This is a genomic window from Streptomyces sp. NPDC058685, assembly GCF_042714725.1.
Classification (GTDB): domain Bacteria; phylum Actinomycetota; class Actinomycetes; order Streptomycetales; family Streptomycetaceae; genus Streptomyces.
Genome location: NZ_JBHXSL010000072.1, coordinates 1 through 21736 on the forward strand (window position 1 = coordinate 1; position 21736 = coordinate 21736).

A 21736-nucleotide genomic window follows, 5' to 3' on the forward strand; every position below is an offset into this window, starting at 1 on the left:
GGAGACGGGCGGTCGGGTCCGGCTCGGCCGGATCGCCTCAGCCGAACATGCCGGGCCTGTAGTCCCCGGCAGGCTGCTGGTTGATGACGTTGATGCGGTTGTAGGCGTTGATGAGCGCGATCAGCGAGATCAGCGCGGCGAGTTCGTCCTCGTCGAAGTGCTTGGCGGCCTTCTCCCAGACCTCGTCCGACACACCGCCCGCGGCGTCCGCGATGCGCGTGCCCTGCTCGGCGATCTCCAGGGCCGCACGCTCGGCGTCGGTGAAGACCTTGGCCTCGCGCCAGGCCGCCACCAGGTTCAGACGCTGCTGCGTCTCACCGGCCGCGATGGCGTCCTTGGTGTGCATGTCCGTGCAGAAGCCGCAGCCGTTGATCTGACTGGCACGGATCTTCACCAGTTCCTGGGTGGTGACCGGCAGGGTCGAGTCCGCCACCACCTTGTTGGCCGAGTTGAAATGCTTCATGACCTTGCCCGCAAGGGCGTTACCGAAGTAGTTGACGCGCGATTCCATGGTGGGATCCCTTCGATGCAGAGGCAGTTACACCGAACTGACCGGGCTCACCCGTCGACCGTGACAATCACGGGATGTGACGTACGTCTCCCCGGGTGGCTCCAGTGGATCCACGGGGACGCGGGTCGGTGCGCACACCCGACGCAACAGCGTCGACGTGCTCCCGCAACAGCTACCCGAAAGGGAATACACCCAGGTCAGAGGCAGTGTGGGCGACCTCTGGCCGAGAAGCGTGCTGCCCACAACGGTTGTAGGATTGACCTGCGGAAAGGGGCGCTATGGACCCGGAAGAAGACACCGATTCGCTCGAGAGAGCGACCCGGGAGTTCATGGAGGCCCGCCCGCAGTTGTTCGGTGTCGCCTATCGCGTGCTCGGCAGTTCCGTGGAGGCCGAGGACATCCTCCAAGAGGCCTGGATGCGATGGCAGAACACCGACCGTCGGGACATCGTCGAACCGAAGGCCTTCCTGACGACCGTCACCACCCGGCTCGCAATCAACGTCGCCCAGTCCGCCCGAGTGCGCCGGGAAGCGTACGTGGGCCCATGGCTCCCCGAGCCGGTCGACACCAGCCGGGACCCGACCGTGGGCGCGGAACGCGCCGAGGCGGTCGAGATGGCGGTCCTTCTCGTCCTCGAGAAACTCAACCCGGTGGAGCGGGCCGCCTATGTCCTGCGGGAGGCGTTCGACTACCCCTATTCGCAGATCGCGGACATCCTGGACACCAGCGAGGCCAACACCCGCCAGCTGGTGAGCCGGGCACGCAAACACCTGGCCGCCGAACGCAGAGAGCCGGTCGACCCGGCCGAACACCGGCGCCTGCTCGAGGGGTTCCTCACCGCGGCACAGACGGGCGACCTGGCCACGCTCGAACACATCCTCTCCGAGGACGTCGTCAGCTACGCCGACGGAGGCGGCGCGCGAGGCGCGTCGAAGATCCCGGTCGTGGGACGCGAGCATGTGTCCAAGTACCTCAAGGCATTCGCCCCGCGCTTCTGGCCGGGGTCGGACACCAACTGGGTCGAGGCCAACGGCCGGCCCGCCGTCCTGGTCACCTCCGGCGGCAGCCCCGTCGCTCTGCTGTCCATCGACGTGTCGGCCCACGGTGTCGAGCGGATCATGTGGGTGATGAGTCCGGCCAAGCTGGCGCCCTACGTCACGTCACTCGCTGCCTGAACCCCGACCGAAAGGCGAGGAACATCGTGTCTCCTACGACCGGTTGTGTGATCGTCGGGGGCGGTCTGGCTGCGGGCAAGGCGGCGGCCGCCCTGCGCAAACACGGCCACGACGGTCCCGTGCTCATCATCGGATCCGAGGGTGAGAGGCCCTACATCCGGCCGCCGCTGTCCAAGGGATATCTGCTCGGCGAGGAGGAACGTGACTCGATCTTCGTGCACTCCGCGGACTGGTATCCCGAGCACGACGTCGAACTGCTGGTGAACACGACCGTCGTCTCCCTGGACCTGGAGTCGAGGGAAGTGGTGCTGGACAGCGGTCGGCGGATGCCGTACGCCAAGCTTCTGCTGGCCACCGGGTCCTCTCCCCGCCGCCTGGACATTCCCGGGGCGGACCTCGGCAATGTGCTCTATCTGCGTCGCGTGGGGGACAGTGAGCGCCTCAAGGCCGCCTTCACCGCGGGCTCGAGGATCGTGGTGATCGGCGACGGCTGGATCGGTCTGGAGACCGCCGCCGCCGCTCGCATCGCCGGAGCGGAGGTGACCGTCCTGGGGCATGGGGAGCTGCCCCTGATCAAGGTGCTCGGACGGGAGGCGGCAGAGGTGTTCGCCGGTCTTCACCGGGAGCACGGGGTCTCCCTGCTTCCCGGGGTCGAGGTCGAGCGTCTGGTCGGGACCGAGGGCCGGATCAGCGGTGTTCAGCTCGCCGACGGCCGGCTGCTGCCCGCCGATGCCGTGGTCGTCGGGGTGGGCATCACACCCAACGTCCAGCTCGCGCAGCAGGCCGGCATCGAGGTCGACAACGGCATCGTCACCGACGGGCACCTTCGGACATCCGCAGCCGACGTGTGGGCCGCCGGCGACGTGGCCAATGCCTTCCACCCGTGGCTGCAACGGCACATCCGTGTCGAGCACTGGGCCAACGCGCAGAACCAGCCGGCCACGGCCGCGCGGAACATGCTCGGCGAGGACGTCTCGTACGAGCGGCTGCCGTACTTCTACACCGATCAGTACGACCTGGGCATGGAGTACACCGGCTATGTCGACCGGGGCGCTTACGACCGTGTGGTCTTCCGCGGCGACAAGGAGAACCGGAAGTTCATCGCCTTCTGGATGTCCGGCCGGCGGGTGCTCGCCGGGATGCCGGTCAACGTGTGGGACGTGATCGGCCCGATCCGTGACCTGATCCGGTCCCGGACCGACGTCGACGACGCCGCTCTCGCCGATCCCGACGTGCCCCTGGACAGTCTGCTGCCCTGAGGCGACGAGCCGACCCGTGTCTGGTGGGTCGCTGTGCGGTCGCACATGGCGAGAAGGCCGGCCACACCATCCGGGGACGGGATCAACCGCGGTGCGTCACACACGCGGACGCTGCCCTGTCCTTGTGAGTACAGACACCGTCGACCGGCGCGGCGCTCGCGCTCAGCCACGCTGCGCCGTCGCGAGACTCCGAGAGGAACCCCATCATGAAGGTTGTCGTCATAGGAGGAACCGGCCTCATCGGTTCCAAGCTGGTGAGCAAGCTCGCCGAACACGGTCACGAGGCGGTACCGGCCTCCCCCGACAGTGGTGTGAACACGCTGACCGGTGAGGGCCTGGCGGAGGTCCTCGAAGGCGCCGCCGTCGTGGTGGACGTCTCCAACTCCCCCTCCTTCGCGGACGACGACGTGATGGCGTTCTTCCGCACCTCCACCTCGAACCTCCTCGCGGCCGAGAAGGAGGCCGGCGTCGGCCACCATGTCGCGCTGTCCGTCGTCGGCACGGACCGTCTCCAGGAGAGCGGCTACTTCCGTGCGAAGCAGGCACAGGAGGACCTGATCAAGGATTCCGCAGTGCCCTACTCCATCGTCCACGCCACACAGTTCTTCGAGTTCATGAAGGGCATCACGGCGGCGGCGACCAAGGACGACGACACCGTGCACCTGGCCCCGATCAAGATCCAGCCCATCTGCTCCGACGACGTCGCGGCCGCAGTGGGGCGCTCCGCGGTCGGCGACCCGCTCAACGGTGTCGTCGAGGTGGCCGGCGCCGACACGTTCCAGCTGGACGACCTGATCCGTACACATCTGGCGGCCACGAACGATCCTCGCACGGTCGTGTCGGACCCCCGGGCCCCGTACTTCGGTGCGCAACTTCAGGAGACCACGCTGCTCCCCGGCGCCGACGCCCGTATCGGCGAGATCCGCTTCGCCGACTGGGTCGCCCGGCAGCAGTAGGGACGAGTGGGGCCGTGTGCGCTGTCCGTCACACGATGTCGGCACACCGTGCTGCGTCCGGGCCGCGACCACACCCCCGCGCCGCGGGGCGCACCGAGGCACCGAGGCACCGGGCTCGGTGTCACAAACAGCGGGGTCAACCGGTCGTACTCAGTGACGAACCCTAGGATCGGAGCGAATGTGGCTATCACCGAAAAGCGCCTTGCGACGACGGTGTTGGTGATCGGAACGGGCGGCGCGGGACTACGGGCGGCGATCGAGCTGTCCGAAGCAGGCATGGATGTCCTCGCCGTCGGAAAACGCCCCAAGGACGACGCGCACACGGCCCTGGCCGCAGGGGGAATCAATGCGGCCCTCGCCACCATGGACCCCGAGGACAGCTGGCAACAGCATGCGGCCGACACTCTCAAGGAGAGTTATCTGCTCGCCGATCCTCACACCGTCGAGATCGTCACGCAGGGCGCCGCTCTGGGCATCGACGATCTGGAGCGGTACGGCATGGCCTTCGCCAGGGAGGACGACGGCCGCATATCCCAGCGCTTCTTCGGCGCGCACAAATTCCGGCGTACCGCCTTTGCCGGTGACTACACAGGCCTGGAAATCCAGCGCACCCTCGTCAGGCGCGCCGGCCAGTTGAACATACCCGTGCTCGACAGTGTCTACATCACCCGAATTCTGGTGCACGACGGTGCGGTGTTCGGGGCCTACGGCTTCGATCTCCATGACGGGACGCGCTGTCTCATCCACGCCGATGCCGTCATTCTGGCGGCGGGCGGTCACACCCGTATCTGGCGGCGCACGTCATCACGGCGCGACGAGAACACCGGAGACTCCTTCCGGCTGGCGGTGGAGGCCGGCGCGCGTCTGCGCGACCCGGAGCTGGTGCAGTTCCACCCCTCGGGAATCATCGAGCCCGAGAACGCGGCCGGCACGCTCGTCAGCGAGGCGGCCCGCGGTGAGGGCGGCATCCTGCGCAACGCCGTCGGTGAACGGTTCATGACGCGCTACGACCCCGAGCGCATGGAGCTGTCCACGCGCGACCGCGTCGCCCTCGCCTCCTACACGGAGATCAAGGAAGGCCGCGGCACGCCCAAGGGCGGTGTGTGGCTCGACGTGTCCCATCTGCCGCGACAGACGATCATGAACCGCCTGCCACGGGTCTACCAGACACTGCTGGATCTCCAGATGCTGGACATCACCCGCGATCCCATCGAGATAGCGCCGACCGCGCACTACTCGATGGGCGGCGTATGGGTGAGGCCCGAGGACCACAGCACCGACGTACGCGGTCTCTACGCCATCGGCGAGGCCTCCAGCGGCCTCCACGGCGCCAACCGCCTCGGTGGCAACAGCCTCATCGAGCTGCTCGTCTTCGGCCGCATCTCGGGACAGGCCGCAGCCGCCTACTCCCAGGGCCTGACCGCACAGCCGCGCTCGGCGGCCGCCGTGGCCGAGGCCCGGCGCGAGATCGACGACCTGCTCGCCGCGGACGGCCCGGAGAACGTCCGTGCCCTGCAGCGCGCCATCCGCAACACCATGACCGAACACGCGGGCGTCGTCCGCGACGAGGAAGGACTGCGCGCCGGTCTGGCGGAGCTCGCCGGGATCGAGGAACGCATGAAGAACGTCGGGGTCCACCCCGACATCGCCGGCTTCCAGGACCTGGCGCACGCCTTCGACCTCAAATCCGCCGCCCTCGCCGCCCGGGCCACGCTCGAAGCGGCGATCGAGCGCCGGGAGACCCGCGGTTGCCACAACCGCAGCGACTATCCGGAGATGGATCAGGCCCTGCAGGTCAATCTCGTGTGGTCGCCGACCACGGGAATCACCCACGAAAGCATCGCCCCCGTTCCGGAAGAGATCTCGGCGTACATGGAAGACGTCTCCACCGAGGGGAAGCTCGTGGAGTAGCCCGCCGGCTGCGGCCCTGTGCTTTCCGGGCCGGCGACCGGGGGCCCGTGCCCGCGGTCGTCACCGGTGACTGCTGCGACATCGCCACTGCGCCGTGTCACAACGACTGCGTCTGTCCGGTCTACATGGGCAAGGCGCAGCACGATCGAGGCGATCGTCCCGTTCTGTGCGGTGCCGTATGAGTGGGAGGACGCCGTATGGACAGGTCCAGTGACTCGGTGTCGATCGCAGAGCTGCTCGACGAGCGGCGGCATCTCCTGAATGTCGCCTGCTCGATTCTGGGGACCGGCACAGAGGCGGAGCATGTCATCGCCGAGACCTACCGGCAGTGGTACGAGCTGCCCGATCCGGCGCGGGCACGGATCGCCACCCCGCGGTCCTGGCTCGCGCAGCTCGCGGGCAGTATCTGCTCGGCCGATCCGTGGGCATGCGCGCTCGACCACCCGTTCCGCACGGCTCCCGTCGCGGTGGCCGACATCGAGGGCCGGGCGGATCCCGACCGCACCGAACTGGCCGGCCACGCCCGCCGCAGTCTGCGGGCGCGGCGCTTGCGTCCCGCCCCACCGCGGCAGCACGACGCCGTGGTCCGTGCCGTCCGACTGGCCTGTGTCACCGGGGACGCACCTCTTCTGGGCTCCCTGCTGGCACACGACGTCACCGCGGTCTTCGACGGCGGCGGCAAGGTCCGCGCTCTGACCGAGCCCGTCCACGGTGGCCCGGAGGTCGCCCACAGCCTGCTGACCCTGCTCGCCCCGCGCCCGGGGACCACGCTCCACACCCACTCCGTCAACGGCCGGACCGGAATCGTCGCGCGGTACGACGACCGGGTCGCCGCCGTGATCAGTCTCGACATCGCCGGCTCGCATGTCGTCCTGGCATGGGTGACCCTCAACCCGGACAAGCTCCGCTCCTGGAACCGGCCCACAGCGGCCAGGGGCAGTTCAGGACGTCCGTGACGGTGCCTCCCCCGGTCAGGCGAGCCAATCGGTGTAGTGGGTGGGCGCGAGGCGGGCACCACGATCGGTGAGGACGTCTCCCGGGACGGCGACCAACATGCCCGCGCCGTCGTCGGTGACGACAGAGCGCGTGTCGCCCCTGGTGGTGAGGGTGAGCCGGCCCAGTTCGTCGAGGGCGTAGATGTCGGGTCCCGCGATCTTGAGGACGCCGTTCAGGGGGTCACCGACAGCGACCTCGCTGACGGCCGCGGCGACGTCCGCGGCCGCGATGGGCTGAATGGGCGTGCGGGAGAGGCGGACGGTGTCCCCCTCCGTCGAGGCGGAGATGACCGTGTCCATGAATTCCATGAACTGCGTCGCGCGCACGATGGAGTACGGAATGGGCCCTTCCTTGAGCAGGTCCTCCTGAAGCACCTTCGCCCGGTAGTAGTCCATGTCCGGAACCTGGTCGACGCCGACGATGGAGAGGATGACGAAGTGCCGGACGTGCGCCTTGTCGCTCGCGGCGAGGAGGTTGCCCATGGACGTACGGAAGAAGTCGAGCGAGGCGGCGTCGAACGTGGGAGAGTTCGCCAGATTCACGACCACGTCGCGGCCGGCGACGGCCTCGTCCAGTCCCTCACCGGTGATGACGTCGACTCCCGTCGACGGGGAGCACGGTGTTGCCTGGTGGCCCTGGGCGTTCAGGTTCCTCACGACCTGCGACCCGATCAGGCCGGTTCCTCCGATGACGGCGATCTTCATCTCTCCACCTCTCCGGTCCACCCCGTGTTCGGGCCCATGTCCAGGAAGCGCTCCGCCGGGCGGGCCCGCAACTCCTCAGTGGCTACGGGTGCTGTCCTCGAACTCCTCGACGGTCGGCTTCGGGACCTGGTTGTTCTTGCCGAAATAGCTCTTTCTGAGCTTGGCGCGCAGTCTCTCGGTACGGGTGGGTTCGCGTCCCTCCCGGTCCGTTCCGACGGCCGGTGAGACCTTCCCCGGCTGGTACTGCTCATGCGCGGTGAGCATGTGCAGCTGGCTCTGGGACAGCGGCTCATGGATCTCGACGAATTCACCGTGGGGCAGCCGGGTGATGACACCTGATTCCCGTCCGTGCAGCACCTTGGCCTTGTCACGCCGTTGCAGCCCCAGACAGATGCGCTTGGTGACGATGAAGGCGACAACGGGGCCGGCGAACAGCGCGAAGCGGACGAACCAGGTGACGTGGTTGATCGACAGATCGAAATGGGTCGCGACGATGTCGTTGCCCCCGCCGATGAGCATCACGATGTAGCCGACGGACCAGGCGACGCCGAGGGCCGTGCGGGTCGGTACATTGCGCGGCCGGTCGAGGATGTGGTGCTCGCGATCGTCGCCGGTGATCCAGGATTCGATGAACGGATACACCGCGATCACGACGAGGTACAGACCGAACACCACCAGCGGAATGAGGACTCCCAGAGCCAGGGTGTGACCCCAGAAGTCGATCTCCCAGCCGGGCATCGCCCGGACGAGACCTTCGGCGAAGCCCATGTACCAGTCGGGCTGGGCACCCGCCCCCGCCTGATCCGGCCGGTACGGACCGATGGTCCAGATCGGGTTGATGGTCGCGATGGCCGCGAGAATCGCGATGACGCCGAAGACCAGGAAGAAGAAGCCTCCGGCTTTGGCCAGATAGATCGGGAAGAACGGCATGCCCACGATGTTCTGGTTCTTCCGGCCGGCGCCCGCGTACTGCGTGTGCTTGTGGAAGAAGAGCAGGATCAGGTGGCCCACCAGCAGGCCCACCATGATGCCGGGCAGCAGCAGGATGTGAATGGAGTAGAACCTCGACACGATGTCGGTCCCGGGGTACTCACCGCCGAACAGGAACATCGACAGGTACGTGCCGACCAGCGGCACCGCCAGGATCAGACCTTGGGTGAGGCGCACGCCGGTACCCGAGAGCAGGTCGTCCGGCAGCGAGTAGCCGGTGAAGCCGGTGAACATTCCGAGGACGAGCAGCAGGAAGCCGAGCAGCCAGTTGATCTCGCGGGGTTTGCGGAAGGCGCCGTTGAAGAAGACGCGCATCATGTGCACGAACATGCCGGCGATGAAGACGACCGCGGCCCAGTGGTGGATCTGACGGATGAGCAGACCACCGCGTACGTCGAAACTGATGGCCAGCGCGGAGGCATACGCCTCGCTCATCAGGATGCCCTGCATGGGGACGTAGCTGCCGTGGTACTCCACCTCGTTCATCGACGGGTGGAAGAACAGCGTCAGGTAGATCCCGGTCAGGATGATGACGACGAAACTGTAGAGGCAGATCTCACCCAGCATGAAGGACCAGTGGTCGGGAAAGATCTTGCGCATATTGGCCTTCGCGAGGCCGAAGACGCCCACCCGCCCGTCCGCCCAGTCGGCGAGCTTCTCTCCGCGATGTGCACGCCCCCGGCTCGATGGCGCCCCAGTGTCCATAGTTCCGTCTTCATCCATCCGATAGGTGTCACGGCACAAATACGGCATATGCGATCTTCTGGGAACGGAGTATGCCAATCACCTCAAACCTTTGCCGGGTGACGCACAGGCATGCGCGCTCCGATTTCGCGAATGGCGGTGCTGAGGGAGTGGGCCAAGCGGGCTCCGGGCGCCGGCGCTGCTCGGGCGCACCCCTCACATCGTGCGGGGACGTGCTCGCGGGGTGACCATGAAAAGGCCTCTCCTCACGTACGGACAGGAGGTCCGCCATGCCCCTTCCGCGCGTCCTGGTGGTCGGAGGCGGGTTCGCGGGCGTGGAATGCCTGCACCGTCTGGAAAAGATCCTGCGCCCCGGAGAAGCGGAACTGGTCCTGGTCTCACCGAATGACTACCAGCTCTATCTGCCGCTTCTGCCGCACGTGGCCTCGGGGCTGCTGACCCCGCAGTCCGTCGCGGTGTCCCTGCGCCGGCGACTCCGCCGGAGCCGGTACGTCCCCGGTATCGCCGTCGGAGTGGACCCCGCGCAACGGCGCGTGAGCGTGCTGACGGCCGAGGGGCCGCAGCGCGATCTGCGCTACGACATCCTGTTGCTCGCCGCAGGCAGCACGACCCGGCTCCTGGGCATCCCCGGCGTGAGCGAGTACGCCCTCGGGATGAAGACCCTGGCCCAGGCGGCCTACCTGCGCGACCACGTGATCGGGCAGCTCGACGCCGCGGCGATCGCCACCGACCCCGATGAGCGGGCCGAACGACTGCGCTTCTTCGTCGTCGGCGGCGGATATGCCGGAACCGAGACGGCCGCCGCCCTGCAACTGCTCACCCAGGCGGCGGTGCAGAGGTTCCCGCGGCTCGATCCCTCGCAGCTCAGCTGGCACCTGGTGGACATCGCGCCGCGGCTCCTCCCGGAGATCGGCGAGCACCTCGGCGACAAGGCGATTCACGCGCTGCGCGAGCGCGGCATCGAGATCTCCCTGGAGACCAGTGTCACCCGGCTGACGCCGCGCTCCGTCGAACTCACGGACGGACGCACGCTGCCCACCAGGACCTTGGTGTGGACAGCGGGAGTCGCCGCGAGTCCGCTCATGAAGACCGTCGACACGGAACTGATCCGCGGCCGGCTCGCCACCACGCCGCAGATGGACGTACTCGGAGCACCGGGCGTCTTCGCCGTCGGGGACGCCGCGGCGGTGCCGGACCTGGCCCGGGGTGAGGGCGCCATCGCCCCTCCGACCGCCCAGCACTCGCAGCGCCAGGGCAAGGCTGTGGCCCGGAACATCGCGGCCACGTTGCGCGGCCGCCCCATGAAGCCGTACTACCACCGGGACTTGGGCCTGGTGGTCGACCTCGGTGACAACTACGCGGTCTCACGGCCGCTCGGCATCGAGCTGTCCGGTCTGCCGGCACAGGTGGTCGCTCGTGGCTACCACCTGTTCGCTCTGCCCACGCTCACCGCCCGCACCCGCGTGGCGGCGAACTGGGCCCTGAACGCCACCACCGGAGACGATTTCGTCTGCACCGGCTTCCAGCGCGGCCGCCCCGCCACCCTCACGGACTTCGAGCACACCGAGCTGTATCAGCGGGAGAGGTCGGTGACCGCATAGGTCCGCCGGCCTCGGACGGTCGCGTGCACAGCGGTGGCGGGAGACGCCGACGGGCGGGGCCGCCGGGTGCGGTCCCGCCCATGCGTGGTCGTGAGGGGTCAGCGCAGGCCGAAGGCCCGGGTGATCGTCTGGGACACCGTGTTGTCGGCGCTGTCCCGTCCGGTGACCCGCAGGCTCACGAAGCCGGCCTTCTTCGGGGCCTCGAGGCGCGTCCGCCAACCGTCACCGTCACGGCCCGTTTCGGACCGGTGCCAGGTCGCCCCGTCGTCGTACGAGATCTCGACGACGGGCTTGCCGATGGCAGCCGTGGTGCCCGGCAGATGCGATGCGGTCACCGTCAGCACGGCACGCCGGTCCGCTCGGCCCGTGGTGTCGGTGTCCACGCCGTAGTCGAGCTGGATCAGCGGCAGTGACGCGGTCGACTCGGCGCCGGTCGCCGCGGAGGTGAACGTCCACTCGGTCAGCGTGCGTGTCGAGTAGGGGTGTTCCCAGGCGCCGCGGTTGTTGTCGACCACCAGCCGGTAGGGCAGGCGCTCCGCGGCGAGTGGCGGAGATGTCAGCCGCTCGGCGTTGCCCCGGGCGAGTTCCCGGTCGCCCTGATGGAGCGACACCCGGTTGGCCACGCCGAAGTTCGCGTAGGCGTCTCCGACATGGCCGGCACCGGAGTCGCCCCAGCCCGGCGCGGGCACGTACATCATGTCGAGGTACCGAACCGGCTGGAAGGCACCCGGAGCCATCCGGGGTCGCTGGATCGGACCGAACCAGCTGACCTTGGCGGTCTTCCCGGGTGCGTAGCGCAGCAGGTCGATCGACCGCTGCCCGGTCTCACCGGCGATGCTCGCCGCCTCCACCCACCCGGCGTCGGCGGTGACCCAGTCGGTCCGCTCTCCCCGCGCGGGAACGATGAGCTGGTTGCCTGCGGTCCAGCCCTGCCAGGAGTCGTAGCGGTACTCGTTCGCCTTGCCGGGCCGGTGGTCGCGGAAGGAGACGTCCACCCGCGCCAGTGCGTCCGACCGCACACGCCAGGTCGGCTCCGTCGGCACGGCACCGGACCAGTGGTGCACCACGTCGTAGAGGTACTCGGTGGTGGGATGCGAGGCGACCTTCAGTACGGCTCCGCCGCGTCGCAGCCGGTCGATCAGGTCCGCGCCCTGATCGGCGTCGAGCGTCGCCACCGTCAGCGGGGCCGGGCTCTCGGGGCTGTAGGCGTGCTCGTCCCAGGGCTGGAGGCGGCCGATCCCGTCGTTGGCGACCAGGAGCAGGCTCGCGCCTGCGGCAGCGGCGGCTTCCGCCTGCTCCCGTATCGCGACGGTGTCGCTGCGCCGCACCACGACGGCCAGTCCGCGCACGTCGTGCCGGGCCAGCTGCCCGGCGGAACCCTCGCCGGCGAAGACCGCCTTCAGCGTCCTGGTGCCGGACGGAAGCGGCCGTGCCGCGCGCTTGACCAGCGGGTCGTCGTAGGTCTTTGGCCCGGTGCCCACGGTCAGCGCAGGCTGTTCGAGGCGGAAGCGGGCACCGAACTCGAACGAGCCCTCCGTGACCTTCCGACCGGTCGGCAGAGCCCAGATGCTGTCGTAGGACGGGTTGGGCAGCATGGACGACGCGAACAGAGTGCGGGCGAAGGAGCGTTCGACATCCAGGCGCGGTGCGACGGCCGTCGTCTGCTTCGGTGCGCGCGCGAGGATCCGGCGTGCCTTGCGGCCGTCCAGGGTGACGGTCCGGTCCTGGTCGAGTTGCACATCGTTGAAGCCGAGCACGGCCATGCCCAGCGAGCGGGGGCCGTTGGCGCCCTGCACGTCGGCGTGGATCCATCCGCTGTAACTGCCGACGGGCAGCCGCATCGTGCCGGTGCCGTTCGCGTCGACGTCCAGGGTCGTGACGAGGCGATCGGACATGAGGTGGACCCGGCCGGTCAGGGGCTTGCCCGCCCGGTCCTTGGCGACGACGGTCAGGGTTCGCCGCAGCCCCTCTCTCGCTCCACCGATCAGGGTGCGGGCACGGACCTTTCCGGCGCTGTCCGTGGCGGTGACCATGCCGCTGACCGGCTGGTCGGCCGGCAGCCGTTCCAGGTCGGCGGTCAGGGAGACCGTGGTGGTGCCTTGGGCGGGAACGGTGACCCGGCTCTCCGAGAGGCGGTACATCCCCGCCGGTGTGGTGCCGGCCTCCACGGCCAGGTCGAGGGCGACCGGGGCGTCACCGGCGTTGGTGTAGGTCACCTTCCGGACGTCGGTCTCTCCCGGCTTCGGGGGCCAGGAGTGGAAACCGGAGTGGGCGCTGACGGTCGCGAAGACCGTGGCGCGCACCGCCGCGGCGGCGTCGAGCCGGCCGGCGCCCGCCTGGTACGGCGTGTAGGAGGGGGTGGCCTTCGCGCTGCTGACCAGTGCCTCCTTGAGCTGCACGCCGGTCCAGTCCGGGTGCGCTGCGGCCAGCAGCGCGGCGGCACCGGCGACGTGCGGTGTGGCCATCGATGTACCGGTCATCGTGGTGTAGTGGCCCGAGCCGCCGCGCTTGTAGTGGGTGCGGGCGGCGAGGATGTCCACACCGGGAGCGGTGATCTCCGGCTTCACGCCGGCGTCGCCCTCACGCGGCCCCTGGCTGGAGAACTCGGCGAGCCGGTCCGCGGAGTCGACGGCGCCCACGGTCAGCGCGGAGTCCGCGGCACCGGGGCTGCTGATGGTCCGCGGGCCGCCGTTGCCCGACGCGACGACGAACAGCGCGCCCGTCTCCCGGCTGAGCCGGTCGACCGCCGCGCTCATCGGGTCGGTGTGGTCTCCTGCGCCACCCAGGCTCATGTTGATGATCTTTGCCTGCTGGTCCCGGGCGGCCCATTCCATCCCCGCGATGATCCAGGACTCCTGGCCACGGCCCTCGTTGTCGAGCACCTTGCCGATCCCCAGCCGGGCGCCGGGTGCCACGCCCCGCTCCTTGCCTTCGGAGGCGCTTCCGGTGCCGGCGATGGTCGAGGCGACGTGCGTGCCGTGACCGTGGTGGTCGAGGAAGTCCTGCTCGTACGGGACGAAGTTGGAGCCGGCGTCGATCTGTTCGGCCAGGTCAGGGTGTTCGGGGTCCACTCCGGTGTCGAGGACTGCCACCTTGACGGACTTGCCGGTGTTGCCCTCCGCCCAGACCTGCCGCGCACCGATCTGCGCGGTCGATTCGGACAGGTCGGCCTTCACCTTGCCGTCCAGCCACACCTGGGCGATGCCGTTCGCGAAGGCGGGCTTCGCCGAACGCGCCGACGCCGAGGCCGCGTTGCCGGTGAGCGCGGACCAGAACGCCGTGGCCTTGTCGCGGTTCTGCGCGAGGGAGGCGCCCTGCACACTGTCCAGCCGGCGTACGACGCTCGAGCCCGCAACCTTGGGCAGCGTCCGGGACTTGGCCGTGGCGTCGGTGTACTTCACGATGAGCGGCAGCCGGTCGGCATGCGCGTCGTCGAAGCCGTCGGCGATCAACCGCGTCACGTTGAACAGCCGCTTGTCGAGTTTGCCGGCGCCGATGTACGGCAGGACCGAGTCGGGATAGACGTACATCGCACCGTCGATGACGGCCCGGTGGTACCCGGTGGTGGCCGGGCCCGCGCCTTCGAAGGACCGGATGACGGTGCCGTCGGCGGCGGTTCCGATGGTGACCTTGTCGCCCGTGATCAGCGTGACGGTGTGCGTCCTGTCCTGGCCGGGTGACCGTTGTGCGGCGCCGGCGGACGAGGCGGCACCGGCCGGATGCGCGGCTACGGCGGTGGCGGCCGGTACACCCCCGACGGCCAAGGCGGTGACCACTGCGAGCGCGATCAGCCCGGGTCTGGGGAAGGGAACCATGCGCAAGGCGACTCCTCAGAATCTGCGAGGTGGAAGACCTGATCGTCCGACCGCCTCCAGCCATGCTCAATGGGAAGGTGGCGACGCACTTGTGACATGGCACAGTTGCGACGCGGAGGGGGCCTCGCGCGGGCGTTGTGCCACGAGGAGGGCATCACCAGAAGAGCTGCTGCCTGATCATCTCGGGTGTGGAGGACCCTCTGGGCCTCAAGGTCGAGGTGACGCGCTCGGGCCACCCCGCCTCGGCGCGCGCGGCCGACAAACGGGTCGCCCTCTCGATGATCCGGTCAGTAGCGTCACCCCATGTGCCACTACGCCGAGACCTCCTACAAGCTGCACTTCGCGTGTCTGTCGTGTCGTGTCAGCTTCAAGCGGCACGCGTACCCGCAGCGGGAGCATTCGTGCCCGAACTGCGCACGGCCTCTTGTCTGTGCCGGTCATGATTTCGCGCCGCCTCGCAGGCGCAGTGTCCGCGCATGGTCTGTGGTGGCTGCGGTCCTGAGCGAAGGGCTGCGCTACGAAGGTCGACAAACCTGTGGATGCGGCAAGGAGCCCAAGTACCGTCCCCGGACGCGCGCCGACGTGCACGTCCGTCGGGTCGTTGCCGCCCGGGAGGGGCTTTCCCTGTCCGAAGCGCTGGCCCGCCCCGATCCCCTGATTCCTGACTCGCGCTCAGCACACACGGGCACGTTCGCCGGTGGCCGCCCCTCGGTTTGATCCCGGGACCTGCCGCGGCACGTGGGGACCCGTGCCGGCCACCGCGCTCCTCAGGTCTCCTCCTCCATCCGGATGGCCTCCTGGAGGCTACGGACCGCTTCGCCCGGCTCGCGCTCCTGGATCTCCAGCAGCGCCGCCGCGATGGCGTCCAGCTTCCGCTGGATCGCGTGCTCTGCCCGCCGTTCGGAGTTCTTGAGCAGAGCGAGGAGGAGCAGCGTGACGGCGGTCATCGTCTCGCCCGTGAGCATCAGCCATTCGATCGGCAGCTTGATGGCATGGGTGGTGATGACCACGGCCACGAGGACCAGGCAGAAGCCGAAGAACGCCGGAGAGCTGGTGAAGTTCGAGGCGTTCTCCGCGAGACGGGAGAACCAGCCTCGGCGGTCGCCGTCCCGGTCGGAGGGGTGCTGGAAGGTCATGCATGCCATCTACCCGGTCACCGGTCGACACACCTGGGGGTGCGTATTCGTTCACCCGGGTTTGCGCGGGCCTGCCTGCGGCGTCGCACCGCGGGCTCCCTGGTGCACGGCCCGAGCCGGCCGGGATCATGCCTCCAGCTCGCGTGCCTGGTGAAGCCAGCCGGTGAACAGGTCGGCGTCGATGTCCGCCACCGAGCGGAGCTTGACCTGAGCCATCTCCCGCGATGTCGCCTCCAGCCGGCCGGAGGCATCCGTCACGGACTGCCCGCGCCACAGGGCGAAGGTCACGTAGGAGCCGTACGCCTTGATCAGGGCGACCGGCTGCTTTCCCGGTGCGTCCCCCAGACTCCAGACGGGGTGCCCGTGCCACATGGCGGCTTCGACACCGATGAGGGCGGCGTCGATGGTCTTCCGCGCGTGCTCGGCCACGTCACGCAGCGGCGCGTCGAGGGACTCCAGGTACGCCTCGACGGTCTCGAACTTCGCCATGGTGTGTGCCTCCGTCAGGTGATGATCTCCGGTGTTCGAGAGGCAGACCGCCGACAGTCACAGAACTCATCGCATCTCGCCGCACGAACGTGCGCCGCTCGTCCCGGCGGCTGGGCGAGGTCGGCGACCACGAATCCGACGACGAGGCCGGCAGCGGCCGCGGCCGCGGGGAAGCGTTGCGGACCCGGTCGACCGCTCGTAGTGTTCGACCTCGTCAGAGATCACAGGGGGCGGCGCGCAACGTGCCGTAGGGGAGGGCAGCATGACCGGCATGGACCTGGGCGAGGACGAGATCCTCGCCCGCCAACTCGCCGCCGTCGCGTCCTCCGTCGGCGCGGCAGGAGGACTGACCGGGCGCGTCGCCCGCCGGATGAAGAAGAACGTCCACGAGATCGACCTCGTCCTGCCCCTGCCCTTCGCAGAGGCCCTGGGACGAGTCGTCCGCGTCCTGGACCAGGCGGGCCCGAGACACGAGCACTCGGTCCCCGGCACGGAACTCCGCACGGACGCCCGGACGCTACGAGTCGTGACGGGCGGCGGGTTCGGCGGGATGAACCCTGTGGTGGTCACGGCGTTCGTCGAGGCGTTGCAGACCGGCGGCGAGGGCGAGGGCTGCGCGGTGAAGCTGCGGGCCGCCGCCAAGGAGGGTCTGATCAAACAGCGCGCCGGAGAGAAGACGGCGAAGCATCTCGTGGCCCTGCTGGTCGAGTGAGCGACCCGGGAGGGCCGGCACGGGCCGCGTACGCCGACAGGTGCCGGTGACCGGTGGCAGGACGTCCACTCGTGTGCGGCACATGATCGGTCGCCAGGCCGCCCGCACCCGGCCCGAGTTGCGCTCCCCCGCCGCCGTGCCGATCATGCTCCCAACCACCCGGCCTCACGGTGGCGTACGGCGCATCGGGCTGTCGCCGTAAGCCGACACGGGTGCGGAGAACCAGGACGCGAGCGACCGCGTCCCCTCTCATGCCCGACACCTCCGGCCCCACGGACCACAACGAAAGAGACGCATGCGAAACCGCACCCGAGTGACGGCCCCCGCGGCCGCGCTTCTCGGCACAGCCGCTGCCTTGACCCTCTCCCCGACCGCGCGAGCGCAGGGCTCCCTCGGTGGTGGGACACCCGGGGGCGACAGCCTGGGCGACCCGGTCTACCCCGTCCTCGGAAACACCGGATACCGGGTCTCCGACTACCTGCTCGACTTCACCTATCGCGCGGACACCCGGTTGGTCGATGCGTCCGTGACCATCAGGGCCCGTGCCACGCAGGACCTCTCGCGCTTCTCGCTCGATCTGCTCGGCCCCGTCGTCCAGGGTGTCTGGCTGGACGACCGCAAGGCGACGTTCGAGCAGGCTGCCGAGAAGCTGGTCGTCACACCCGCGGCCTGTGTGCGCCAGCACAGGAAGTTCGTCATACGCGTCGACTACGTCGCCGACCCGCGCAAGATCAAGCCTCCCTACAACGGCTGGGTGCCGACGCCCGACGGGTTCGCCGTCGCCTGTCAGCCCGATCTGGCGCGGACGGTCTTCCCGTGCAACGACCACCCCAGCGACAAGGCGAACTTCACGTTCAAGGTCACGGTCCCCGAGGGCTTGAAGGGCGTCGCGACCGGTTCGCTCGTCTCCACCAGAACCGTCGACGGTATGACAACGTTTGCCTACCGCTCCCGCGACCCGATAGCCACCGAGGTTGTGCAGGTCACCGTGGGCGACTACCGAATAGTCGAGCGGCAGGGACCGAGCGGCATGCGTCTGCGGGACGTCGTCCCGACCGCTCGTGCCGACGCCCTCGAACCGGCTCTCGCTCTCACACCGGGTCAACTGACCTGGGTCGAGCAGCGACTGGGCCGATTCCCCTTCGAGGCGTACGGCATCCTGCCGGCCAACACGGACGCCCCCGACGCGTTCGACTTCACCGGTCTGGAGACCCAGACGCTCACCATCTACAAGCCGAACTACCTCCTCCAGGAGGAGAAGCTGATCGGCTCGCACATGATGCACGAACTGGTCCACTCCTGGTTCGGCAACCTGGTGGCACCCGCCACCTGGTCCGATCTGTGGATCAACGAAGGGCATGCCGACTACTACGGTCTGCTCTACCGGTACGAGCGCGGCTGGCCCGACTCACTGGGTCTGACCAGCATGGAAGCCCGGATGAAGGACGTCTACTCCCGCGGCGACCAGTGGCGCAAGGACGCCGGCCCCGTCGCCGTGCCGACCGCCGCGAACCTCTTCCACAGTCAGAGGTACACGGGTGGCGTGCTCGTGCTCTACGCCCTGTGGTCCCTCGTCGGTGAAGAGACCTTCCGCCGGATCGAGCACCGGTTCCTTCACCAGTACCGCAACTCCAGCGCCTCGACGGCCGACTACATCGCCGTGGCCTCCCAGGTGTCGGGCCAGGATCTGTCCGGCTTCCTCAACGAGTGGCTGTACGGCACGAAGACGCCGCGCATGCCCGGACACCCGGACTGGACGGTGACTCCGCCCACCAACTCGACGGCCTGGAAGGAAGAGATGCACACCCCGCACGACCACGCGAGCGCGACTCTCTGAGGCGTCGCGTCTCCGGTCTCCCGGCGCGGTGGGCCGCTCGGACGCGAGGTCCGACGGCTCGCCGCGCTGCCGCTGTTCCGGCGGAACGATCGGCCGTAGCGCGCGAGGGTGCGGCTCACGGGAGGTGCCGCCCCAGCGCGTCAGGACTCCTCGGCCGCCCCGAGCAGGATCTCCGCCAGCTCGTGCGGCCGGGAGAACATCGGCCAGTGGCCGGTGTCCATCTCGATCAGCCGCCACCGCTCACCGGCGAGCAGCTTCACCACGTCGTCGCTCGGCTCGGGGCCGTCGAGCAGGCACTTGATGTAGGTCGCCGGAAGCTCACCGAGCGGACGAGTGAGGACCGCGGTCTCGGTCAGCGTGGCGCCGGGGTGCGGAGTCGCGCCGCCCACGAGCCGGGCGATCTGTTCGTCCGTGAGTCCCTGGCCGTCGCAGTCGGCCGCGGTCAGCGGGGCCCAGAACCCTTCGTTTTCGGCGAGCGACGCCTCGAAGGTCGCTTGCCCCTGCCACCAGTTGGAGGCGAAGGATCCGCCGTCGGCCGGGACGTTCGAGTCGACGAAGACCACACGCCTCAGCCGGTCGCCGATGCGTTCGGCCGCCTGGCCGACCGGAATGCCCGAATAACTGTGGCCCACAAGGATCACGTCGCGCAGATCCAGGCGGTCCACTTCGTCCACGATGTCCTGGACATGGGTCTCCTGCCCCGCCCGCACCCCCTGTTTCTCGGCGAGTCCGGAGAGCGTCAGCGGGTGGGCGCCGTGCCCCGCCCCACGCAGCTCCGGCACCACGTCGTCCCATGCCCACGATCCGAGCCATGCGCCCGGCACCAGTACGAAGTCAGCCATGGAGTCAACGTAACGCGAGGGTCTGACAACCGCCCCGGAGTCGGGCACTCGTCCACGCCGTCGAAGCGCACCGGCGGCGCCGGGCGGGCGGCCCGTATATGGACTGCGCACTCCGGTGGGGCCGTGGCAGGCTCCGGACATGCTCATCGACACTCCGCGGCTGCGGCTCCGCCGCTTCCGTGCCGGCGACGGCCCGGCGCTCGCGGCCTACCGTTCGGACCCAGCGGTCGCCCGGTTCAAGGCCTGGGAGGCACCCGTATCCCCGGAGTCGGCCTCCGCGCTCGTGCGGGAGTTCGCGAACGGCGACCCCGCCGAGCCCGGATGGTTCCAGTACGCCGTCGAACTCACGGCGGAAGGCGTGCTGGTGGGCGATGTCGGCGTCCGGCTGCACGACAACCGGATGCAGGCGGAACTGGGGTACACCCTTGCCGCGGACCGTCAGGGGAAGGGCTACGCCACCGAGGCCGTACGAGCCGTCCTGGGCGATCAGTTCACCCGCGGGCTGCGGAGGGTGTCGGCCGAATGCGACGCCCGGAACACCCCTTCCGCCCGGCTTCTCGAACGCGTCGGCTTCCAACTGGAAGGACGGCGGCCGGAGTACACCTGGTTCAAGGGCGAGTGGACCGACGACCTCCTGTTCGGTCTGCTGGCCGAGCGGTGGAGGACCCTCGCGCGGTGAAGGCACGCGCTCCGCTGCGCGGGAGACCGTCGTGGCCGCGCACCCCACGCACCGGGCGGAGAACGGAGAGCTCAAGTTTTCCTCTGAACCTGTGCCGTCGAGGGTTGGCCGATGCCTCGCGGGACATCACAGCAGAAACGGGAAACTTCCGGGCAGGGCAGGGGGAATTGCCATGCGGACTCTCTTTCGGCGACCCGCCACGACGGCGCCGCGGACACTGGATGTGTACGACATCGCGTACCTGGCCGGCGGGCCTCGGCGGGTGGTCGAGGTCGCTCTTGTGACGCTCAGCGAACGGAGCGCCGTGACCCTGCGGGCCACGCGGGTACGTGCCGCCGAAGGACAGACGGACGGGCACCGGATCGAGCGGGCGCTGCTCGCTCTCTGCCCCCGCAGCAGAAGCACGGCGGACGTGTTCGCCGTGCTGAGAGCCGCGCCCGAGGTGGAGGAGATCGCGGCGCGACTCCTTGCGTACGGCCTGCTCGCGCGGTCGGGACGTCGTCCCACCGCGACGGGACGGCGGAGCTTGGAGGAGGCACGTCATGGGCAGGCGCTCCCCCACTACGTGTTCGAAGGGCCGGCGGCAGTACCGGACAGGCGGGTGCGACGGGCGGTCGGCGAAGCGTCGACCGTGCCGTCCGGGCTCGGCAGGCGTCTGGTCCGGATGGCCAGAGCCATCGACGACGGCGGACCGGACACGGACCACGACACAGGAGGCGGGGGCTGTGCGGGCGGGCACCACTCGTGCGGAGGCGGTGGCGGCGGCAGCGACTGACCCGTCAGTGCCGCGTCGCTCCGGGGCCCGGTCGAGAGGTCCAACTCACCGCGTGGCACAGTCTGTTGATCCGAAGGCCGACCGCACGGACGGCCGTTCGTTCCCGAACCGCAGCGGCCCACCAACGAAGTTCGCCGATCACCGAGCCGATCACCGAAGGAGTCTGCTCCCATGACCCTCCCGCCCCCGCGCAGCCTCGCCGAGCGCCGGCACGATGTGCGCACACGATTCGACGTCGATGTCGATGCCTGGGTGTCGACCGCGGACGGGGACGGCTACCCCTACCTGGTGCCCCTGTCGTTCCTCTGGGACGGCGCCGCCTTCGTCATCTCCACCGTCCGTACCTCCCCGACCAGCCGCAATCTGCTGGCCGGTGGCAAGGTGCGGCTCGCCTTGGGCGGCACACGCGATGTGGTGCTCGTCGAGGGCTCCGCCGTACCGATCGAGGTCGGGGAGGAGGCGGGGACGCCGGGCGCTGATCTCGGTGACGCGTTCGCCGCGAAGACCGGGTTCGACCCCAGGGAACTGGCCACGCCCTACCAGTACTTCCGTATCGAGCCCCTCCAGATACAGGCGTGGCGGGAGGTCAACGAACTGCCCGGCCGGGATGTGATGCAGAAGGGCCACTGGCTGTGATCCGGCC

The 21736-nt window shown here is 69.1% G+C and carries 18 protein-coding genes; 11 read left to right on the top strand and 7 right to left on the bottom strand.

Annotated elements, in window-relative coordinates; translation table 11 throughout:
- Window positions 1–37: 37 nt before the first annotated feature.
- Entirely contained in the window at window positions 38–511 is a 474-nt protein-coding gene (locus ACFWU3_RS33485; RefSeq protein WP_384444943.1) for a carboxymuconolactone decarboxylase family protein, read from the bottom strand.
- Window positions 512–789: 278 nt separating this feature from the next.
- On the opposite strand from ACFWU3_RS33485, the gene ACFWU3_RS33490 reads away from it, so the two are divergent.
- From ACFWU3_RS33490 to ACFWU3_RS33510, 5 genes are all read left to right on the top strand, one after another.
- Entirely contained in the window at window positions 790–1686 is an 897-nt protein-coding gene (locus tag ACFWU3_RS33490) for an RNA polymerase sigma-70 factor (RefSeq protein WP_384444944.1), read from the top strand.
- Window positions 1687–1712: 26 nt separating this feature from the next.
- A complete protein-coding gene (locus ACFWU3_RS33495; RefSeq protein ID WP_384444946.1) occupies window positions 1713–2945 on the top strand; it encodes an NAD(P)/FAD-dependent oxidoreductase in 1233 nt (410 codons plus the stop codon).
- 206 nt (window positions 2946–3151) lie between these two features.
- A complete protein-coding gene (locus tag ACFWU3_RS33500; RefSeq protein ID WP_384444948.1) occupies window positions 3152–3901 on the top strand; it encodes an SDR family oxidoreductase in 750 nt (249 codons plus the stop codon).
- A gap of 180 nt (window positions 3902–4081) precedes the next feature.
- Window positions 4082–5812 carry an L-aspartate oxidase gene (locus ACFWU3_RS33505; protein ID WP_384444950.1) on the top strand — a complete coding sequence of 577 codons (1731 nt, stop codon included), beginning with the start codon at window positions 4082–4084 and terminating at the stop codon, window positions 5810–5812.
- A 197-nt stretch (window positions 5813–6009) separates the two neighbouring features.
- On the top strand, window positions 6010–6768 hold the full coding sequence (locus tag ACFWU3_RS33510; protein ID WP_384444952.1) for an RNA polymerase subunit sigma: 759 nt from the start codon (window positions 6010–6012) through the stop codon (window positions 6766–6768).
- Window positions 6769–6783: 15 nt separating this feature from the next.
- On the opposite strand, the gene ACFWU3_RS33515 is transcribed toward ACFWU3_RS33510, so the two are convergent.
- Window positions 6784–7512 carry an SDR family oxidoreductase gene (locus ACFWU3_RS33515; RefSeq protein ID WP_384444954.1) on the bottom strand — a complete coding sequence of 243 codons (729 nt, stop codon included), beginning with the start codon at window positions 7510–7512 and terminating at the stop codon, window positions 6784–6786.
- 75 nt (window positions 7513–7587) lie between these two features.
- Complete coding sequence (locus ACFWU3_RS33520; protein WP_384444956.1) at window positions 7588–9207, bottom strand: cytochrome bc complex cytochrome b subunit; 1620 nt, start codon at window positions 9205–9207, stop codon at window positions 7588–7590.
- 269 nt (window positions 9208–9476) lie between these two features.
- Here ACFWU3_RS33520 and ACFWU3_RS33525 point away from each other — a divergent pair, with 269 nt between their 5' ends.
- A complete protein-coding gene (locus ACFWU3_RS33525) occupies window positions 9477–10808 on the top strand; it encodes an NAD(P)/FAD-dependent oxidoreductase (protein ID WP_384444957.1) in 1332 nt (443 codons plus the stop codon).
- Window positions 10809–10906: 98 nt separating this feature from the next.
- Here the strand turns inward: ACFWU3_RS33525 and ACFWU3_RS33530 are convergent, their stop codons facing one another.
- The 3 genes from ACFWU3_RS33530 to ACFWU3_RS33540 form a co-directional block, all read right to left on the bottom strand.
- On the bottom strand, window positions 10907–14623 hold the full coding sequence (locus tag ACFWU3_RS33530) for a S8 family serine peptidase (RefSeq protein ID WP_384444959.1): 3717 nt from the start codon (window positions 14621–14623) through the stop codon (window positions 10907–10909).
- Between the two features lie 767 nt (window positions 14624–15390).
- Window positions 15391–15759, bottom strand: a complete 369-nt coding sequence (locus ACFWU3_RS33535; protein ID WP_384444961.1) for a low affinity iron permease family protein — start codon at window positions 15757–15759, stop codon at window positions 15391–15393.
- Between the two features lie 126 nt (window positions 15760–15885).
- Entirely contained in the window at window positions 15886–16248 is a 363-nt protein-coding gene (locus ACFWU3_RS33540; protein WP_384444963.1) for a DUF1801 domain-containing protein, read from the bottom strand.
- A 262-nt stretch (window positions 16249–16510) separates the two neighbouring features.
- Between ACFWU3_RS33540 and ACFWU3_RS33545 the strand changes: the two genes are divergently transcribed.
- Window positions 16511–16960, top strand: a complete 450-nt coding sequence (locus ACFWU3_RS33545) for a hypothetical protein (protein ID WP_384444965.1) — start codon at window positions 16511–16513, stop codon at window positions 16958–16960.
- A gap of 295 nt (window positions 16961–17255) precedes the next feature.
- On the top strand, window positions 17256–18797 hold the full coding sequence (locus ACFWU3_RS33550) for a M1 family metallopeptidase (protein ID WP_384444967.1): 1542 nt from the start codon (window positions 17256–17258) through the stop codon (window positions 18795–18797).
- 140 nt (window positions 18798–18937) lie between these two features.
- Here the strand turns inward: ACFWU3_RS33550 and ACFWU3_RS33555 are convergent, their stop codons facing one another.
- Window positions 18938–19639 carry an alpha/beta fold hydrolase gene (locus ACFWU3_RS33555; RefSeq protein ID WP_384444968.1) on the bottom strand — a complete coding sequence of 234 codons (702 nt, stop codon included), beginning with the start codon at window positions 19637–19639 and terminating at the stop codon, window positions 18938–18940.
- A gap of 139 nt (window positions 19640–19778) precedes the next feature.
- Here ACFWU3_RS33555 and ACFWU3_RS33560 point away from each other — a divergent pair, with 139 nt between their 5' ends.
- From ACFWU3_RS33560 to ACFWU3_RS33570, 3 genes are all read left to right on the top strand, one after another.
- Window positions 19779–20318 (top strand): GNAT family N-acetyltransferase, encoded by a 540-nt coding sequence (locus ACFWU3_RS33560; RefSeq protein WP_384444970.1) that lies wholly within the window; start codon window positions 19779–19781, stop codon window positions 20316–20318.
- A 172-nt stretch (window positions 20319–20490) separates the two neighbouring features.
- Window positions 20491–21093, top strand: a complete 603-nt coding sequence (locus ACFWU3_RS33565) for a TIGR04222 domain-containing membrane protein (protein WP_384444972.1) — start codon at window positions 20491–20493, stop codon at window positions 21091–21093.
- A gap of 171 nt (window positions 21094–21264) precedes the next feature.
- Window positions 21265–21729, top strand: a complete 465-nt coding sequence (locus tag ACFWU3_RS33570) for a pyridoxamine 5'-phosphate oxidase family protein (RefSeq protein ID WP_384444974.1) — start codon at window positions 21265–21267, stop codon at window positions 21727–21729.
- The last annotated feature ends 7 nt before the right edge of the window (window positions 21730–21736 follow it).

What these genes read in the sequence shown, in the direction of transcription:
- ACFWU3_RS33555 (WP_384444968.1), bottom strand. Translation starts at nt 19,639, where the DNA reads ATGGCTGACTTCGTACTGGTGCCGGGCGCATGGCTCGGATCGTGGGCA.
- ACFWU3_RS33560 (WP_384444970.1), top strand. Translation starts at nt 19,779, where the DNA reads ATGCTCATCGACACTCCGCGGCTGCGGCTCCGCCGCTTCCGTGCCGGC.
- ACFWU3_RS33525 (WP_384444957.1), top strand. Translation starts at nt 9,477, where the DNA reads ATGCCCCTTCCGCGCGTCCTGGTGGTCGGAGGCGGGTTCGCGGGCGTG.
- ACFWU3_RS33565 (WP_384444972.1), top strand. Translation starts at nt 20,491, where the DNA reads ATGCGGACTCTCTTTCGGCGACCCGCCACGACGGCGCCGCGGACACTG.
- ACFWU3_RS33540 (WP_384444963.1), bottom strand. Translation starts at nt 16,248, where the DNA reads ATGGCGAAGTTCGAGACCGTCGAGGCGTACCTGGAGTCCCTCGACGCG.
- ACFWU3_RS33520 (WP_384444956.1), bottom strand. Translation starts at nt 9,207, where the DNA reads ATGGACACTGGGGCGCCATCGAGCCGGGGGCGTGCACATCGCGGAGAG.
- ACFWU3_RS33550 (WP_384444967.1), top strand. Translation starts at nt 17,256, where the DNA reads ATGCGAAACCGCACCCGAGTGACGGCCCCCGCGGCCGCGCTTCTCGGC.
- ACFWU3_RS33545 (WP_384444965.1), top strand. Translation starts at nt 16,511, where the DNA reads ATGACCGGCATGGACCTGGGCGAGGACGAGATCCTCGCCCGCCAACTC.
- ACFWU3_RS33510 (WP_384444952.1), top strand. Translation starts at nt 6,010, where the DNA reads ATGGACAGGTCCAGTGACTCGGTGTCGATCGCAGAGCTGCTCGACGAG.
- ACFWU3_RS33485 (WP_384444943.1), bottom strand. Translation starts at nt 511, where the DNA reads ATGGAATCGCGCGTCAACTACTTCGGTAACGCCCTTGCGGGCAAGGTC.
- ACFWU3_RS33530 (WP_384444959.1), bottom strand. Translation starts at nt 14,623, where the DNA reads ATGGTTCCCTTCCCCAGACCCGGGCTGATCGCGCTCGCAGTGGTCACC.
- ACFWU3_RS33500 (WP_384444948.1), top strand. Translation starts at nt 3,152, where the DNA reads ATGAAGGTTGTCGTCATAGGAGGAACCGGCCTCATCGGTTCCAAGCTG.
- ACFWU3_RS33515 (WP_384444954.1), bottom strand. Translation starts at nt 7,512, where the DNA reads ATGAAGATCGCCGTCATCGGAGGAACCGGCCTGATCGGGTCGCAGGTC.
- ACFWU3_RS33535 (WP_384444961.1), bottom strand. Translation starts at nt 15,759, where the DNA reads ATGACCTTCCAGCACCCCTCCGACCGGGACGGCGACCGCCGAGGCTGG.
- ACFWU3_RS33490 (WP_384444944.1), top strand. Translation starts at nt 790, where the DNA reads ATGGACCCGGAAGAAGACACCGATTCGCTCGAGAGAGCGACCCGGGAG.
- ACFWU3_RS33570 (WP_384444974.1), top strand. Translation starts at nt 21,265, where the DNA reads ATGACCCTCCCGCCCCCGCGCAGCCTCGCCGAGCGCCGGCACGATGTG.